Origin of the sequence: Kiloniella litopenaei, assembly GCF_000982415.1 — a bacterium.
In the GTDB taxonomy this organism is placed as follows: Bacteria; Pseudomonadota; Alphaproteobacteria; order Kiloniellales; family Kiloniellaceae; genus Kiloniella; species Kiloniella litopenaei.
On sequence record NZ_LANI01000001.1, the window covers coordinates 107,147 to 123,420 of the forward strand.

The 16,274-nt window shown below is 45.2% G+C and carries 21 protein-coding genes; 6 read left to right on the plus strand and 15 right to left on the minus strand.

The window, feature by feature from the left end:
• Positions 1 to 125: 125 nt before the first annotated feature.
• The 11 genes from WH95_RS00500 to WH95_RS00560 form a co-directional block, all read right to left on the minus strand.
• Entirely contained in the window at positions 126 to 569 is a 444-nt protein-coding gene (locus WH95_RS00500; protein ID WP_046501589.1) for a hypothetical protein, read from the minus strand.
• Between the two features lie 794 nt (positions 570 to 1,363).
• Positions 1,364 to 2,677 carry a hypothetical protein gene (locus WH95_RS00510; protein ID WP_046501592.1) on the minus strand — a complete coding sequence of 438 codons (1,314 nt, stop codon included), beginning with the start codon at positions 2,675 to 2,677 and terminating at the stop codon, positions 1,364 to 1,366.
• Between the two features lie 49 nt (positions 2,678 to 2,726).
• Positions 2,727 to 4,490, minus strand: a complete 1,764-nt coding sequence (locus WH95_RS00515) for a hypothetical protein (RefSeq protein ID WP_046501594.1) — start codon at positions 4,488 to 4,490, stop codon at positions 2,727 to 2,729.
• Positions 4,490 to 5,068, minus strand: coding sequence for a hypothetical protein (locus WH95_RS00520; RefSeq protein WP_046501598.1), 579 nt, complete (start codon positions 5,066 to 5,068; stop codon positions 4,490 to 4,492). The genes WH95_RS00515 and WH95_RS00520 overlap by 1 nt, the downstream gene beginning before the upstream one ends.
• 103 nt (positions 5,069 to 5,171) lie before the next feature.
• The gene (locus tag WH95_RS00525) at positions 5,172 to 5,396 is read right to left on the minus strand and encodes a hypothetical protein (RefSeq protein WP_046501600.1); all 225 of its coding nucleotides are present in this window, start codon (positions 5,394 to 5,396) and stop codon (positions 5,172 to 5,174) included.
• Complete coding sequence (locus tag WH95_RS00530; protein ID WP_046501602.1) at positions 5,396 to 5,818, minus strand: Bbp16 family capsid cement protein; 423 nt, start codon at positions 5,816 to 5,818, stop codon at positions 5,396 to 5,398. Before WH95_RS00530 ends, WH95_RS00525 begins: the two co-directional genes overlap by 1 nt.
• A 28-nt stretch (positions 5,819 to 5,846) precedes the next feature.
• Positions 5,847 to 6,866, minus strand: coding sequence for a major capsid protein (locus WH95_RS00535; protein ID WP_046501604.1), 1,020 nt, complete (start codon positions 6,864 to 6,866; stop codon positions 5,847 to 5,849).
• 2 nt (positions 6,867 to 6,868) lie between these two features.
• The gene (locus WH95_RS20230; protein ID WP_052741659.1) at positions 6,869 to 7,684 is read right to left on the minus strand and encodes a hypothetical protein; all 816 of its coding nucleotides are present in this window, start codon (positions 7,682 to 7,684) and stop codon (positions 6,869 to 6,871) included.
• Positions 7,677 to 7,958, minus strand: a complete 282-nt coding sequence (locus tag WH95_RS00545; protein ID WP_046501607.1) for a Bbp19 family protein — start codon at positions 7,956 to 7,958, stop codon at positions 7,677 to 7,679. The genes WH95_RS20230 and WH95_RS00545 overlap by 8 nt, the downstream gene beginning before the upstream one ends.
• 3 nt (positions 7,959 to 7,961) lie before the next feature.
• On the minus strand, positions 7,962 to 9,641 hold the full coding sequence (locus tag WH95_RS00550) for a portal protein (RefSeq protein WP_046501609.1): 1,680 nt from the start codon (positions 9,639 to 9,641) through the stop codon (positions 7,962 to 7,964).
• A gap of 529 nt (positions 9,642 to 10,170) precedes the next feature.
• Positions 10,171 to 11,322: a hypothetical protein gene (locus WH95_RS00560; protein ID WP_046501613.1), complete on the minus strand. Its 1,152-nt coding sequence runs from the start codon at positions 11,320 to 11,322 to the stop codon at positions 10,171 to 10,173.
• Between the two features lie 484 nt (positions 11,323 to 11,806).
• Between WH95_RS00560 and WH95_RS00565 the strand changes: the two genes are divergently transcribed.
• From WH95_RS00565 to WH95_RS21390, 3 genes are all read left to right on the plus strand, one after another.
• A complete protein-coding gene (locus WH95_RS00565; RefSeq protein WP_157845839.1) occupies positions 11,807 to 12,343 on the plus strand; it encodes a hypothetical protein in 537 nt (178 codons plus the stop codon).
• 20 nt (positions 12,344 to 12,363) lie between these two features.
• Positions 12,364 to 13,002 carry a hypothetical protein gene (locus WH95_RS00570; RefSeq protein WP_157845840.1) on the plus strand — a complete coding sequence of 213 codons (639 nt, stop codon included), beginning with the start codon at positions 12,364 to 12,366 and terminating at the stop codon, positions 13,000 to 13,002.
• Between the two features lie 146 nt (positions 13,003 to 13,148).
• Positions 13,149 to 13,310, plus strand: a complete 162-nt coding sequence (locus WH95_RS21390; protein ID WP_162199364.1) for a hypothetical protein — start codon at positions 13,149 to 13,151, stop codon at positions 13,308 to 13,310.
• A gap of 616 nt (positions 13,311 to 13,926) precedes the next feature.
• Here WH95_RS21390 and WH95_RS00585 read toward each other — a convergent pair.
• Positions 13,927 to 14,109 (minus strand): hypothetical protein, encoded by a 183-nt coding sequence (locus WH95_RS00585; protein ID WP_046501626.1) that lies wholly within the window; start codon positions 14,107 to 14,109, stop codon positions 13,927 to 13,929.
• Positions 14,110 to 14,315: 206 nt separating this feature from the next.
• Here WH95_RS00585 and WH95_RS21830 point away from each other — a divergent pair, with 206 nt between their 5' ends.
• Entirely contained in the window at positions 14,316 to 14,666 is a 351-nt protein-coding gene (locus WH95_RS21830; RefSeq protein WP_046501628.1) for a TM2 domain-containing protein, read from the plus strand.
• A 122-nt stretch (positions 14,667 to 14,788) separates the two neighbouring features.
• Here the strand turns inward: WH95_RS21830 and WH95_RS21835 are convergent, their stop codons facing one another.
• Both WH95_RS21835 and WH95_RS21395 read right to left on the minus strand, forming a co-directional pair.
• Positions 14,789 to 15,022, minus strand: a complete 234-nt coding sequence (locus tag WH95_RS21835) for a DUF2513 domain-containing protein (RefSeq protein WP_082113914.1) — start codon at positions 15,020 to 15,022, stop codon at positions 14,789 to 14,791.
• Positions 14,965 to 15,183 carry a hypothetical protein gene (locus WH95_RS21395; RefSeq protein ID WP_046501632.1) on the minus strand — a complete coding sequence of 73 codons (219 nt, stop codon included), beginning with the start codon at positions 15,181 to 15,183 and terminating at the stop codon, positions 14,965 to 14,967. Before WH95_RS21395 ends, WH95_RS21835 begins: the two co-directional genes overlap by 58 nt.
• A 132-nt stretch (positions 15,184 to 15,315) precedes the next feature.
• Between WH95_RS21395 and WH95_RS00600 the strand changes: the two genes are divergently transcribed.
• Positions 15,316 to 15,525 (plus strand): hypothetical protein, encoded by a 210-nt coding sequence (locus tag WH95_RS00600; RefSeq protein WP_046501635.1) that lies wholly within the window; start codon positions 15,316 to 15,318, stop codon positions 15,523 to 15,525.
• On the plus strand, positions 15,518 to 15,811 hold the full coding sequence (locus tag WH95_RS21415; protein ID WP_052741660.1) for a hypothetical protein: 294 nt from the start codon (positions 15,518 to 15,520) through the stop codon (positions 15,809 to 15,811). Before WH95_RS00600 ends, WH95_RS21415 begins: the two co-directional genes overlap by 8 nt.
• Positions 15,812 to 15,813: 2 nt before the next feature.
• Here the strand turns inward: WH95_RS21415 and WH95_RS21215 are convergent, their stop codons facing one another.
• Positions 15,814 to 16,221: a hypothetical protein gene (locus tag WH95_RS21215; protein ID WP_157845841.1), complete on the minus strand. Its 408-nt coding sequence runs from the start codon at positions 16,219 to 16,221 to the stop codon at positions 15,814 to 15,816.
• Positions 16,222 to 16,274: the final 53 nt, after the last annotated feature.

Genomic DNA, 16,274 nt, shown 5'->3' on the forward strand with positions numbered 1-16,274 from the left:
CTGTCATAAACATTCTTCTAGCTCATTTTTTAATCAAACTTCAGATAGCCAATTAACTCAGAAAGCACCACTTTATTCAACCATAAGATATAACGGGATTAAATCTCTATCTCCTATAACATTATCTATAAGAAGCTTGATCCCGCATTGAGAAAACCACCGATCATGGCGTTGTTTCCGGCACGTTTATAGGCTTTGGCTTGCTGATTCCCGGCGTAGAGAATATTATCCACTTCCTGCGCCCCCAGCTTTTCAGTCTCTTCAATTAACAGGGCCGGACTGCCTTCAATTTTTAAACCCGCCGCTGCAAAATTGGCACGCTGTTGCCCCGCCAAACGTTGTGTATTGCGTCGACTGATCGCGGCCTCCTGCGCCGCAAACCGCCTTGCCATTTTGGCCTGTTTTTTCGCGCGTTTACGTTCGGCAAAGCCGTTAAAAAGCGCCCCACCCGCCCCGAGTAAACCAGCCGTCGACGACAAACCACCAATTCCTGCCAGCGCACCAATAGCCGGAGCCGCACCCTTTAAAACTTTTTTGACACCTTTAAAAAGCTTTTTAAAAAACCCCATCACGTAACCCTTTATGTTAGATTTCTTGTCAAAACTTGATCAGCATCAGGGATATATTCATAACACGTTTGAAACACTTCAAACGGCACAACATTACCGCCACTTAGCCGACCTCACCTTTATTTAATTGTTCAAAGGCCTCAAACTAGCTACCATTGCGTGCATTATATAAATCGGCACTGTTCTCTATGCATTCTCTAATCGATAAAATCGAAGCTGAATTCAAAAAACGTTGCTTGGCTTACAGTATACTCGCCTGCGTCTCTGCAATCATCTTCTGTGTACTTCTGTACATATCCCTAGTGTTTGCAAAACCATCTGATTTCACAATGTACTATAGCTGGGACCCCCCCCCCGAGATTTATATATACAGAAAATATTGGGGAATGCTTTTATCAACAGCATTGATCTCTATCCTCATAATCGCCCTACTTTTAACGATCACAATTCCTTTTTACCTGATAAAAAGACAAAAGCTGGATAGCTATTTCAACACTTTGAAAAACAAGTCAAATTTACCATGTGATTTTATATATATCCTCAGATATGCAACACTGTTTACATCTATCATATGGTTCATACTTACGATTACTTTTTGCTATGACACACTATCTGAACTGTACCCGCCTGTTCTTTTGGAAACAGTAGAAGAAAACCATGACATCGCGACAGCACGACACTGGGAAGATTATACTTATTTCCTGTTTTGTCTTTTTTCAGTGGTTAGCAGCATTTTTGCAATAACTCCCGTATCCCTGAGCAGCTATCTTATTTTCAAAGGCCAAAAGTAAATGTCATTGAATAGATTTTGATTGTCTGTTTATTTGAGAAGACATTAAAGAATTGCGGGGAAAGCCATTTAAAAATCCCAAATTTTCTTGTTCTTTATTACGATCAAGATGATTTAGATCTTCTTGTTTTCCTTGACCTAGATCACTCTTTTTCCCAGACCAAAATTCTAAATCATCATTTTCAGGTAAAAAATTCTCGGGATTGATTTGGTCCAAATAACTTTGGTTTCTATGAACAGGAGGAGCATCAATTGTTTTATTTCCAAGCACATCAATACTATCAAAATCAATGTTTTGGTATTTTAGACGCGCATTTCTTCTCAAGTTAAGTTCTGTCGCTTCATAGCTATCAGCTAGAATCTCCCGGTTAGTAAAATCACCAGAACCTCCGCCAGGGGATGGAGGACGACCTGGGGGCCACTCCTCTCTTATCCATTTATTATTCTTACTGAATATCCAACCATCAACTTTCTGTGGATTACCAGTATAATTCTTGGTTCTCACTCTCGAAGTGATTTCCTTTCGAACATTAAGAGGGATCGGGGCACTGACACCAAATAAAATACCTTCAAAAAACTCTTTAGAATCTCTTTCTTTTAGCTCTGTTTTCATTGTGTAACGGGTCGCAGCTGCATTAATCGCCAAAAACTTTTCCAGCTGTTCGGGATCTTGTTTTATTGTTTCGCCAATTGTTTCGCCTGATTTTAGCTTATGATCCCAAAAGTAAAACGCACCTCCCCAACCGGCTAAATCCTGCTCACCTTCTTTTAAAGCACCATCAATTTCAGCATTAATAATTTCACTGATACCTGGCAATATCCTGATACTTTTCAGATTGTTATCATTATTTCCACCCTCGTTTAACTCCTGCTTATTTATCTCATATTTGTGTTTTTGCAGTTTTTTTATAACGTAACTTACGACCCCGCGACCAATGATCTTCGTTGTCTCATCTAAACGATCTTTGGTTCCGTCCATTCCTGTTTCATCTTTAATATCAAGAGACTTTCCTGAATAATGTAGCCCGTACTTTGAAACAGCTCGTATAAACTTATTTGCTGAGCTTTTTGGGTCATCACTGTTAATTTCCGCTGCTCGCTCAAACCATGTTTTCGTTTTCTCATAGTCAGGATCATCTCGGTTGACCCCTAACATTTCTGGATTTTCTTCGAGAACTAAAGCAATTTCGGCATAGGCTTTATAGAAATTTTTAGTACCCTCTTTAGTGTTCACCTTAATATTTCCTAAGAGTTCAGCAGAACTCTTAGGAACTTTTAATGAACGACGAAACGCTTCTAAACGATGAGTGTTTTCCATTTTATGCCTCAATAATAACGCCCCGGAAAAAGCAAAACGTGAGAGGGAACTACCCCTCTGACTGTACTTCTGTGATCAGTGATCTGATTGTTGCGGGTAGTGGTTGTCTTGCGCGGATAAAAATTTGTGCCTTGTCGCTAAAGCCGTTTTCCGGGTCAATTTCCAAGTACCCGGTGTAGAGATCCGGGGACTGCCCAAAGGGTGTCGAACCATCGCGAAAGATATGTGTTTGGGTATCTGCCAGCGTATCACCGGCTTCGATTGTTCCCGTGTTCATGACATCCACACCCATGGAAACAACCCGCTTTTTCTTGCCTCGACCAGTTCCATTTTGCAGTGCGACAATCGGGGATAAAGGCTGGACGACAGATTGATAAGGCAAGCCGGCTGTAATTTTCAAACCTGTACGGTTATTCTTTAACGATACCTTGCCATCATTTGCCACCATTGATCGTGGAGACACCTTGCCATCATGCAGGATATCCACCTCTTCACCCACCAGATGATCAAAACCGTTAATGGTGTTTGCCGCATCCCCTTCATAGGTTCCGCCACAATCCACAAAGAAGGCATCTTTTTTATCACCACCATCGTCAAACCCGGCTTCCATAAATTCAATGTGGCGCACGATTTCTCCATTGACTTTGCGCTTCACCGACAGCCACAGAACTTCCCGTTTGGCTTCATAAGTTACGGCAACGGTTTCAACTTCGCCCCAATCATGGTCGTCGGTTGATCCGCCCAATTTATGGCGATGAAAGGCGACAACTTCCTGTGATTTTTCATAGGTAACGCCAACCAGTTGCCCGTCATCCCGCACCATCCAGATAATGGAATCAGGGTCATTGACCATGTCCATATCCTTGATCCCGGTGCCCGTAATATGTTGGGATAAAAAGGTCTGATCCGGCGCAATAAAGCTGTCGCGCTCAAACGAAAAGACAAACTCGTGCAATCGCTTTCTGTTCCGACTTAAAAAGAGAGCCACTTCCCCCTTCTGGATCGGCGGAATAGCAGCTGATCCTTCCGTGGTATGGCGGCGATTGATCACCGACGTCACGGTCAGGGCTTCATTGGCTGACGATCCGCTCAATGTTCTTGTTGCTCCCGATGTTCCCATCATCAGGGCACGTCCCTCGACCATCCATTGAATATGATTGACCTGTCCAGCCTTGATCGTGGCTTTAAAGGCATCGTCAGCATTGGTGCCTAAAGTAAAGTTTTTCTCGTTGGATGTTTTCGACGTCCAGATGGTTTGCGGTTGATCAGGTGGCGAGGCAAAGATAGATCGCTGCTGGTAAAAGGAACAGCGTCTGGGATAGTTCCCTGCCTTCCATTCCGATGGCTTGGCAGTAAAGGTAATATCCGCCAGTGACCAGTCGGCATGATCATTCCGTTTTAGCTCTTTTGGCGGGTGATCCTTGTGTACAATCCACAGGCTGTTTTCCGTCTGGGTAAAGACCAGATCAAACAGCTCTTCTTCTTTGTAGGGTGTGGTAATTTCATAAGGGGCATCATCTTTTTCAATTTGCCCGAAATCACGATAAAACCGCATGTAAAGATCGCCAATCTCCAAGATGTAGGCGTCTTCTGTTGAGTATTCGAACGAAATTAGACGGCATTGTTTATCGGCGTGTTTTGCCTTTGCCACAAAGCGGGTTCCCGGACGACGTGTCATGCCGCCATGTGGTAACACAATCCAGTTTTCACATAGTGCCAATCCTGTCTGGTAGAGCTGCGTATCTTCCCGTCCGTGTAATCGGGGCGTTATCTCACCGCGAACAAAGCTGGCTTGAAGGGTTCTTGGCGGCATCAATTTCGCGCCTCCACCCAGGACGAAGGAACCAAATCGCTCACACCGTCTTCCATCATGTCATTGGACTTGGCCAGTGCCAGATCATTCCTGTAAAGGCCAAGGGCCATATTCAGTTTGGTTTGTGACCCGGTTAATACCTCTGCCAACCTCACCGCCAGTTGAGCCGCTACAACACGACGCAAGTCCGGTGGCATGTCCGACGGTTCCACTTCACTACTGATATAGCGGTAATAAAGCGGCGCGGACTGATGACACAGGATGTATCGCCCTTCCAGCTGATATACCACGGGCAGGCCATCATATTCCCCTGTTGTGGTAATAGGCAGAACCTGAATATCATCAACCGGGCGTCGATATCGTTTCCATTCACCAAAGGCTGATGCCTCGGCGGATGCAGCCAGTTTCACCCGGCGGATCGCGCATGACCAGGGATAGGCACGCAAAACGGTTTCGACTGCTCTGGGATAGGCGATCTTGCATTGACGCGCCTCCTTGCTGTTTTCATCCAAGGAAACAATGGATTTATCACCCAGGATCTGCAAAGCATCCCGACAGATTTCAACTTTGCTGCTCATCTGTTTTCCTGACCTGTAGTTATGGGATAATACAAAAGCGGGCGACCAGTTCCCCCGATCTCCCGCCTTCTCAAACATCAAAGGAATTCAATCCTTGATGATATCAAGCCCTTTCCATCCAACTGGATGAAAAGTGTTCGGCCTCTCTCAAGTCAAAGATATCTCCCTCTTCCCTGAGCTGGGCACCGTAATACCCCAGGGCAATCGCGCGTACCTTCAGCACTTCTGCTTTAGGTACAGTATCAAGGCTTGCCGCCGACACAGCTTTGGCAGAACTCCGCCCTCTCTTTGCGGTCACTCCTTTCGCGGATTTTGGCCGCAATGCCATTAACTCTGCACTCCGGCGACAATTGCTGCTGAAATCTTGCCATTGGTCGGATTTGTTCCCGTCACCGTATAGCGAAGACGCATGTACCGTTCATCCAGACCCTTGGGCAAAATGTGGAAAGACGTCTGTTTTCCCGCCACAAGATCAGCCTGCACAATCGACTGAGACAGCACTTCGCGTGGGGAAGAGAAACTGGTTGTGCTATCCACTTCGATTGCGATTTTCAGTGATGTCAGATTGTTAAAATCCTCTGTCACCTGCACATTCAACGGCACCGCAGTGCCATCACCGGGGTTGCTTGGCAGTGCTGCAGACGCCCCGACAACTGTCCCGGTTGTACCAAGATCAAGAATATTGGTTGATGCAGCAGTACTGGTAATTGCCTGCTGATCCGAAAAGGTAAGTTGCTTACTATGAATCATATTAAATCTCTCTCTAAGTTCGGAAAAATTAAGCAGACAGAACGCGTGCTTCGGTATTAAGAAGCGCGTCAGTTTCACGAATTGGAATACCGCGATAGGTCAAGACTTCCTGACCTTCCAGTTCACTGTCTTTCAGGCGAACAAAGTTATCCCCGGCCCCGGCATTGGTTGCCAAGGCATCCAAGGCTTCAAGCACATCACGGTTACAGTAAATAACCTGACGCCCCCCTGCCGCATCACCGCGACGGATACGGCTTTGCAGTTTGTAATAGGCTTTACGCATGAAATCATAAAGCTTCACATTACCCGCCTGCATCTCAGATACATCAATGTTGGCGACACGGGATACATAGCGCCAATCCTTGACGGCCAGCCCCAGATGCCATGTGAACTTTTCTTCCTTCACATAGTATGGGTTGTTGTTGTCATCCAGAACGCGTTGGCGCCCCATATCATCCCGTTGCAAGCCCGCTTTTGTGCCTTGCGGATAAAGCAGATGACAGTGACGATCACCCCAGGTTACAAACCAGATAGATGTGTTATCCGACCCGGTACCACCTGCATCAATGACCTGCTCACCTGCACCACCGCCGCCGATGGCATTAAAACGTGCAGAAAGCCCTTTGAACTTTTCCGGTGTTGATGCTGTGTCATGATAAAACAGACCAGATGCTGCTTCCTGGTTCATTGATTCCATAAACGCCATGGCTTCGTTCAAACGAACACCCGCTTCGTTCTTGGACAGGTTTAGGACACGTTCATCAATGGTGGCCAAAGCTTCCAGATAGCCCGTTGTATCGGTGACCTGTTGTTGTTTGGCTTTTGACTGTGTAATGCCTTGATACAACGCGCCCCATGAAACGGATGGTAAACCGGTACGAATGGTATGCAGGTGTTCTGATCCTTTATTGCATTCCATCGCAATCGCATCATCCAGAATAGGGTTTTGCTGTTTCAGAAGCTCGATAATTGTTGCAGTCGAACCATTCGGATCAGTTTGTTTATAAATATCGATAAGATCGACAAAAGTATTTCCAAGTGTAGCCATAATCAGCCTTCCTTAGTAGATGATGGGTAGAGAATTTCCGCAGCAGATCTGTTGCGTCTGGTTGCACCGGCTCCGCCGGGGCTGCTGTCCTCTACCAGGGAGAGGCCAGCTTTATGAAAGGCGCGAATGACAACGGGATCATTTAAGATCCCGGCTTCAGACAACACCCCCTCAAGTTCAGAACCACCCAATGCCTTGAGGGCACGATTGGCGGTTCTGACATTCACATCCATTTTGGATCCCCACTCTTCGCGAAGCGTTTGCGTGGTTTCCTCAATTTGTTGGCTTAAATATTGTTGTTGTTCACGTTCCAGATTTTCCATGGATTGCGTTTTGGCCTGCAAATCCATATCGGCCAGCACCTGTGCCTGTTCTGGGGAAAGCCCCAGCGCGTGCGAGAGTTCACTTATAGCCCCAGTGTATGCATTCCAGTCTTCCTTGCTATGCTGAGCACTGAGTTCTTCCGGAACCTCTAATTCGTAACCATCCGGGGTTTCCGGAACACCCAATGCCGCATAAAAGGCATCAATTTCATCTTCGCTGGCACCCTCTGAAGGTAACTTAAGATACCCATCCCTCTCCGTCGCCTGATCGGGTAAAGTATCATTCTGCCCCTCTGGATAGCTCTCTGGGTTCTCGCTTGTAGAAACTCCATGCTGTTCGATGGAAGATCCATTCAGGTCGCCCTCTTGAGCTGAATTTTGGGCATGAAAAAACCCGCTATCTTGCGATGCGGGTTGATACCGAGAAGGTTGCGAATAACCGGGACTTTCAGGGCCAGAAACGGCTGATCCGCTTAAACCGGAATCATCACTCATATTGCATATCTTCCTCTTGTTTTAAATAAGCCGCCTTTGCCAACTCTGCTCGCAAGTCAGAACTGACAGAAGCTTTCCGAAGAATATCGAACGCCACAGCACGTTTACCGTCATTGAAGACAGACGGCCCATCAGGGGGGGTGGTTTCAAAAGCTTGCGCCTGATCAAGGATATCTGCCAAAACCATCTGACCATCAGATGATGCAAAAAGCCGGCTATAAGCTTCGACAAGTTCGTGTTGTTTTTTAAGCGAAAAGGGCCAGCCTTTGAGCATAGTTTAAACCTCTCCTTCTGGGACCTGATCGGGGGCCGGGATCTGATCAGGGTTAAGTCCTGCCGCACCAAGTGCTTCCATAATCGGCAATGCTTTTCCGGCGGTATCAATATCCTGCGCTTGCTGTGCCGCCATCAATTGCTGTTGTTGGGCTTCTATTTTTGCCTGTCGGCTTGCTTGAACCTCTTCCACAGGACGCATCAGATCGGCTGGCATACCATTGATGTCCGCACGGGCACGAATAATGCGGTCATGATCAAAATTGTCCATAATTGTCGGATCGAACTGCGCCTGTTGCGCGGCTGTTTCCAACGTGCGCTGAATACCAACATCCTCCGCAGCACGCCGCAGTTTTGCCATAGGACTGGTGAATTTTAAGGTAAGGCTGCGGCCCTCAAGAACCTCTGGCCGTGGTGGCAGATCAATAATGCCATCATCTGCCTGACGTTCCAGAATGGCATTTTCACGCATCACCATAGATGCCAACATTTCTTCCTGCTTGGCAAAGGGCGGGCCAATCAATTCGTTCTTTTCCTGTGCTCGCAACGCCGCTTCATAGGCTGTCATGTCTGGCTTGTTCACAAGAATTTGCCATAGATCACCGTAAAAATTCGCGCTGATATCCATCTGTTTTTTGGCAATCAGCTGCTCGCCGATATCTGGTCGCGCCCCGGTTACAATCGGTTGGATTTTCAAACGCCCGTCATCGGTTACAAGGTCCGGATTGATGGCATTGGCGCTCAAATTCAATCTGCGCTTGAGCTTCTGAACTGTAGCAAAGGCAGGTGAGACCGCCTGTTCAGCCGCCGCAATCGTAGTCTTGTTCATAACATTGAGCTGTTTGATATCCGGCAGGGCCATCATGCCCGGTCCCCAGCCATAGGCTTCGCCGTCACTCTCTACAAATGATGACGCGTGTATGGGAAACTCGTAATAACCGGACTGTCGCAAGACATGATGATGCCCTTTGAGAACATGAACAGAGGGCCAGGGCAGAAGCGTTTGTGTATCTCCGCTCAGGGTCGTGTCAATAGCATGGATAATTTCAAATTTTTCTTCCAGTAAATCCGGCTTGTCCAATCGGGTTGTTAGAAACTCTGGTAAAGCCTCCAGACCGAACTCATCGATAATCTGTCGTAACGTAAGTTTATAAACCCGGTAGAATGTATCCACCTGCCCCCAGGCCGTGGTTGCCAGAAAGCATTCAATAATCGGGATCATGCGGTATCTAATGGGCGGCAAGTCTTCCCCGCCCGGACCTCGGGACAAGACTTCTTCGGTCATCAACACCTGGTTGCCATAGCACCCCAAAGACCGGAACATCCGCTGCGTATTCGACACAAAGCCCGATTTTGCCATATATCGAACAGAAAAAAGCTTCTTGGTTCGCTGTTCTGCCCAAGCTTGAACTTCATCGCTTTCCCGTAAATCATCATCAACAGGCTCCAGTCCGTGCCAGATTGATCCGCGGGGAATAAGCAGACTTTCGATTGCCGCGGAAAAACGCGCCAGATCCTGCAACGGGCGGGAACTGAACATCTTTGACATATCACCGCGTCTGCCCTCCAGAATTGATCCAAAAGGGTCAAGACGTTCAGCCGTTTCCATCCAGATCTTGTCAAACTTGGACCGTTCATTCGCCAGTGCGGCCTGACGATTAATTACCTTTTCAGCAAGCTCCATAAGATCTCCAGTTCACTGTATTTGATCCTCGCAAAACAAAGTTCCAAAAACAAAAAACCCTCGCATTAAATGCAAGGGGTACAACACTTATTGGACATGTCATCAAACTCTATAACACGCCCAAATCACCTATAGTCTTTACGCTTCCAGAGGACCTGTTTATCCAAGAACGAATATACCGTTATCCCAAGGGGCAAACAAAGTATAACGAAGAAAATTTTTAACGAATTTTGTTATATTCAGGGCGAAGCAAATTCAATGTTGCAAGGCCGCGAACCCGCCGAACAGGTGATGGCTTCAAACTTGTATAAGGGGTTAATAAAGAATCAGAGTTACTGGCATCTGGATACAAGACATCCTCTGGCGAAGGCCTTATTGTCCGCAAGCTTCGGTCATCCTCTGAACGCCCCTGCGAAAGTCGAAGGGATCGACCTGTATTTTGCCCTGTCCCCCTGCTCCTGAGAATACCCTCCGTATGGACTCTTCTGGTTGGCCGCGGCGGCCTGTAATTGCTTGAAGTCATTTGCATTTATCTCACCCTCCCGAAATTAGCCCGTCTGGCGTTAAGTGTTGATAGCTTTGGTGCCCTGCGCACGGGTGATTGCCCTTGCGACACACCAATACCCAAATGTAACGGGTCTTCTTCGGTTAATAGATCCGGATACAACTGTTCCGTCGCCCGTTCAAAAACAGATTTATTTCTCGTTTTTTCTCCTTCTTTTTGTAAACTTCGCCGTCCTGCCGCTACCGCACTTTGCTGGCTTTGCACACTATCCAAAACCTCACTGGTATAGGACTTCCCAACTGGGTAGCCTGCCAAAGAAGCTAACTCCGAAGTTCTGCCCACTAAACCAGCATACCCATGACTTCTAGAGATAAATGAAAGTGCCTGTTCTCCGGGGTTATATGATTTACTCCAGGCTGGCTGGCCAAAGGTTTCTGTGTCCAGAGAATAGGTTGGGTAGGCATCTACTCCCGGAAGCACTGAGCTTGTAAATCGAGAAAAAGCATATGTGCCGGGGTTGTTTATTTTTGCATAAGTTTGGGCGAGTGCTGTTCGTTCTACAGGCGAAGTTGCAGCTTTGATGTTATCCAACTGACTTTTTGTCAGGGGGTTGAGCTTCGCTGTCGCAATGCCATTCGCTCGATTATATTGTCTGGCCCAATCAACCCTGCTTCCCGAATATCCAGGTGGCGCATCAGGTGTGTGCTGCCATCCAGATCCCGTTTCCTCTGCTTCTTCCTGTTCTATTTCGTTATACTCTTTCTCTAAAGCAGCTCTGTGTTTGTCTGCCAACTCTTTGGTTTTATCGGCTTTCGGACTACCAGTTGCCCCTTTTGTCTTATTATTATCAATTGCCCCGGAGTTTCGGTTTTCTCCTCCGTCTCTATCTCTATTACCATTTGGGCCATTATCGTTCTCATCGCTTCGGTCCCGTCCCCGCCCATCAAGACCGGTATTATCTTGCGGAGAATTAGCACCAGCTTCATTATCACCAGGCGCATCATAGAACTCTCTGAACCCCGTTTTAGGGTTTACTGTGCCGCTTCCCCCCAATGCTTTTAACAGAGCCGCTTCGCGTTTATTTACATGAACCAGTTCTGTATCACCAAACCGCCCCTTCGCTGCCAGGCGCGCCAGGGCATTTCCTCTTCTTGACGTTTGTTGCCTTTTTCTCACGCTTTAATTCTCCTCAATTTAATCGGGCTTGGTAATACCGAACCCTTGCGGCTTGCATACGATTACCAGTGACAAAATACGCTTCATTCCACTACCCATAAAAAAGCCCCACTTTTGGTGGAGCTTGTTTTTCAACAAAGACGGATTATCCCAAAACGATCTTAACGGCGAACCAGATAAAATAAAAAGTATCATAGGACCGCGGTAAAAAGTGATATTCTGCCTCTTTATGTGCGATTAACCAACAAAAGCAGCAAGCATCTGCTATGAAATAGAGAAAAGCATTTGAACTCAGGATATTAACAATCTACCATCACATAAAGTTGCATACACTTATAATTTTCCATCATAGTTAGATTTCATAATGCGCATCCTTTTATCGCTGGCTCTGTTACTTATTCTTGCAAACTGTCAGACCACGAGAAACCCGGACACAACGCCGCTTAAAACGAACACGACCACAAGTAACTCGCGGCATTATCCCTTGGATATGGCACAAAGTGTTACAAATAACGCTGACCTGAAACACGCTCTAAAAGTTGGAAACTTTAAAAAATACGATCAACAGACATTAGACCTCTTGGCCTCAGATCAAAGACAAGTTGATATACCCGGAAAGGCGATTATCTATCGTTTTAATTATCAATTCATTATCAATAAGGATGAAAGACAAGAGGTCGCCGATATTCTTGACGGATTAAAATCCCAACCCCGTACGCCCCCATCACGCGCTGTATTTTTTAACAAGCTGAAAACACATATCGTGAATATGACCTCGGAAGAGGCATCGCAAATTGCTATTTGCGTGGCCGATTACACTTGGAACGATTTTCCCAGTAATCAAAAGGAAATTTATAATAAAATGTCGACGGGTATTAATATCACCTCAGAAGACAATGTTTCCCTGACCTATCGACCTGCCGCAAATAATAAAATTGGTAAAATCACAAAACCGGTCAAATGCATAATTGAAGCAATCGGATTATTCGATGAATTTAAAACTCATGTGAAAGTCCATTAACTTCACAGGCAAATAAGACTTTGGACACAATATTAATTTTCTTCGGTCCCTTCGCTCTGCGTTCAGTAAAACAGGAATTATTCATGCGCGCTCTCATTTCAGCATTTTTCGTTTTAAATTTGTTTATCAGCAACATTTCTTACGCTCAATCCGTTGACGAACAAGAACTCGCCCGTCAATTGAGAGAAGGTGAATTTGTAAAGTATCCACCAGAATATTTAGCAGAATTGAAGGAAGTCATTGGGTTGTTTGACCACCCGGGAAAATCAATTCCGTACCTGACATGTTTCAATCATATAGAAACAAACCTGACCAAGGGTGGCATCGTCGAAGAATTCAACGCCTATATTGATCACCCGCAAATCACTGCTAAACAAAAATCTTTTATGAGGAAATCTGTAAACAGGCTGCTGAATATAACGCCAGAAGAAAAATCGGGCATATGCGCCTGCAATACCAAAGACACCTGGGACAATCTGATGACACCGGGACACAGAACAGCTTACAACAAAATGGCCCAGGGAATTCCCCTGACAGAAAAAGATAATAAAGCCCTGCAAAAAAAGACGAATGTCGTGCGTCCGGCCACAGAATATGACCCCATGGCTTGTATCTTCAAACCGATGAATCTTTACAATGAATACCGTAGAATCCTCTAGCTATTGGTTATAACCACCTGCGCGTCCCAAGCATAATAAGAACCTTCACCAAGATCATAATTTCCCCACAATAGAGTATTGACCGATGTCAATTCTACATCCAGAATAACCACAACCATAGAAATACATCTAAACAAAGAATTATTATGAAAAATAGTTTTTTCGGTGCTCTTATCGGCGCAGTAATCGCCCTGTTTATCGGGTGGCTTAGCATCAGCTTTATCGGTGGAACATTTGGAATAACCACCGTATTTTTGTTGTTCGTTGGATCGACCATTGGCTTTGCACTTGGAAGAATGCGTAGCTAACCGCGGAACAACATCGGGCCGATGCCTGTCAGAACCCAAAACGCCGCGCCCCTGACAAGGTTTGCGGCGTTCGGTACAATCAATCGGTCAACACTGAAACTAATCAAATTAGCAAACATTTCAACTATTTTCTGAAAAACAACACTTTATCAATTCTTGACTTACCAAATAGGGACGATCACTATCATCCTTTAAAACCTGATCGGGAACACATCGGGCTCAAGAAGCTATCGCAAAAATCTTGCGCTAAAAATGCCCCCTTAAAATGCCCCGATGCAACCCAGATGTGAAGAAGCTATAAAAGACAGGTCCTCCCTTCTGATGATTTCCAAACAAAGGCTCTTAGACCTCTTTTTACTTGTACTCTTTCCGCATCTTTGCCTATCAGTCTGGATTAGTGAACGCGTTACGCCCATGACCAGTATGATTCTGACAATTCTCTATGCTGGGGGAATATGCTATTTTCTCTTTGTTGATCAGCCAGCTATATACTATCAACTCACCCAATTCTGGCTTTTAGTTACAACAGTATACGCAGCCTTACCCGGCCTGTTCTTTCTGGCCCGTAGTTTTGATAAGTTTTAAAGAGACTTTGATAAATAGCACAGGAATGCGTTTAACGGCTGCGGTAATAAATCACAATGATAGAAACAATAATTAAAATCCCGCCGGCTAAGGCACTGAACATCGGGTAAAGGCCATCCATTTCATCAAATCGCACCCGCCCGGCATCCGTATACATCCCCCACATCCCAAAGGCGACACCCACAAGACCAGCAAAAAAAAGAACCCAACCCATTTTGCCCTCCGACAATAAATTACATACAGATTTATACTGTCAGTCGGCAACAAGATCAAAAAGGTTCATATCCCCCAAAGCTCATACCCTATATGAGGCATGTGAACGGCGCCTAAATCCGATAAAAATATGACGCTTCGTAGAACTTATTGTAACTGATTATCGACAGTTATGGATACTTACCATTTAAGAAACGCAAGGGTTTCATGGCTAAAAAATCATTTTTTATCGCATATTTACTCTGGATCTTCACAGGTATCTTCGGCGGACACCGCTGGTATTTGAGGGAAAGGTGGGGCGCTTCTATTCACCTGCTCTTTTTCTGCATTTATCTGGCAACCCTCACATACATAACCTGTCTTATGATCGAATATGACATTGATGATCTAGGCCTAATTCCAGATCCCCAAACAGCCAGTACCTATAAAGTCATTGAGACTGTCGTAAATTACGCGTTCTTACTGCAAGTAATCTACCTAAAGCTCGATCTTTTCTGGATTTATTTCGCCATTAAAAAGCAAAGTGTATCAGAGCAATCAATTAAAGCTACGAGTTAGTTTAAAATTTAGAATATAGCATACAAGGGGGCAGGTTATTTGAGATCTCACGAGGTCACCTTAGCATATAAAATCCTCATACGTAAAAATATGCGTCCAACCATAACAATCCGCAGGAAAAATTACAAATCTACACCTGTTGCCTTTGAGATTTGCTGTTTAATAAGACCTTTAGCCAAATCGCTTAAAAGTTCAATTGAGAAGCCACCAGCTTCTAAAACACCTTTTTTAGTCTTCGCCCATATCTTTGGATCTCTAACACTATCGATGAAATCATGGCCTTTAGAAGTGATCCTTTCTACACAATATCCTCCACCGATATAGCCTTCCCCTTTAATGTACTTAAGCTCCTCCAATAAAAAAAATGATGTTCAAGTTTATCAGACGCACCTACATCCAAGCCGGTTGGATCTAGGCCAAAAAGATTACTATCTGCATTTGATCGAGTTTCAAAATCGTATTTTCCATTCTCAATCTCAAGCATGATCTTTCTTAATAAATCCATATCTCGCTTCATGTTCCCCCCTTAAATTAGTATTAAAAATTACTACTATATTTGATAATACTAAACCAAAAAATAGACAATTATCTGGACATTATTAGATTTATTTTGCAATCATAAATAATTAAATCTTTATGTGAGTGAAAAATGTCAAAGTTGACAACTGTAGCTTTAATAGAATTGCTACATGCAATACAAAAACAATCCGTCTTATCTTTTCAAATTATCCAAGAACTAAATCAATTAAAGGGCGAAATCACAACCGACCCACCCCCCTTAATTGAAGATTGGCAAGATGCCTCAAACCAAGTAAGTGTGGCAATCAAAGCTGTAGGTAATGTCGTAGATCATGAGTAATATTGAGTTACATCCTGAATTAAAAAAACAACTCGAAGAATTATCAAAGCTGGAAAAATCAGTTGAAAATCACGGTGGCGGAGGCGATAATGGTGACATGGAAGCAAGAGTAGCAAAACTTGAAGCAGCAGTTGAGCATATCCATAAAGACACCTCGGATATCAAAACTGATCTGCGCGATTACCGCAAAGAACAACGTTCTGACTTCAGACTGGGCGTCGGGATAACTATTACCGCGACTCTTGGTCTTGCTGGCCTCTTAGCTAAAGGATTCGGCTGGCTGTAACCTCACTGCCGCACAAACCTTGGTCTTCTCACATTCAGCGTGGACAAGTTCGGTGCTCTCCTGACCTTCGACTTTCCTTGGCTCACCCCAATCCCAAAGGTCGGGTTTTCCTCTTCCTGCGGATAAAGAATATGTTGTGCCTGATCATAAACAGAGTTGCTTTTGCCAAATGATCTGCCGAGTGAAGATCGGCTATTATTTTCCGGTCGGCCACCCGGATTGCCTCCGCCTGAAGATCCGCGACCGCTTCCCCCAACTGGCCCCTGCGAACCATTGGTGAAGCTGCTATGAGGACGGGTAGAATTATACGTTGGGGCACCATACCCAAGTCCCTTTGCGACCTGATATCCACGCTTGAATAACGTTCCTACCGGATTTTTCCCACCGATCCCCATGATACCGGTTGTCATTCCGATAGCATCAAACTCATCTACAGAAGCAAGCTCACCTGTTTGAGGCTCAA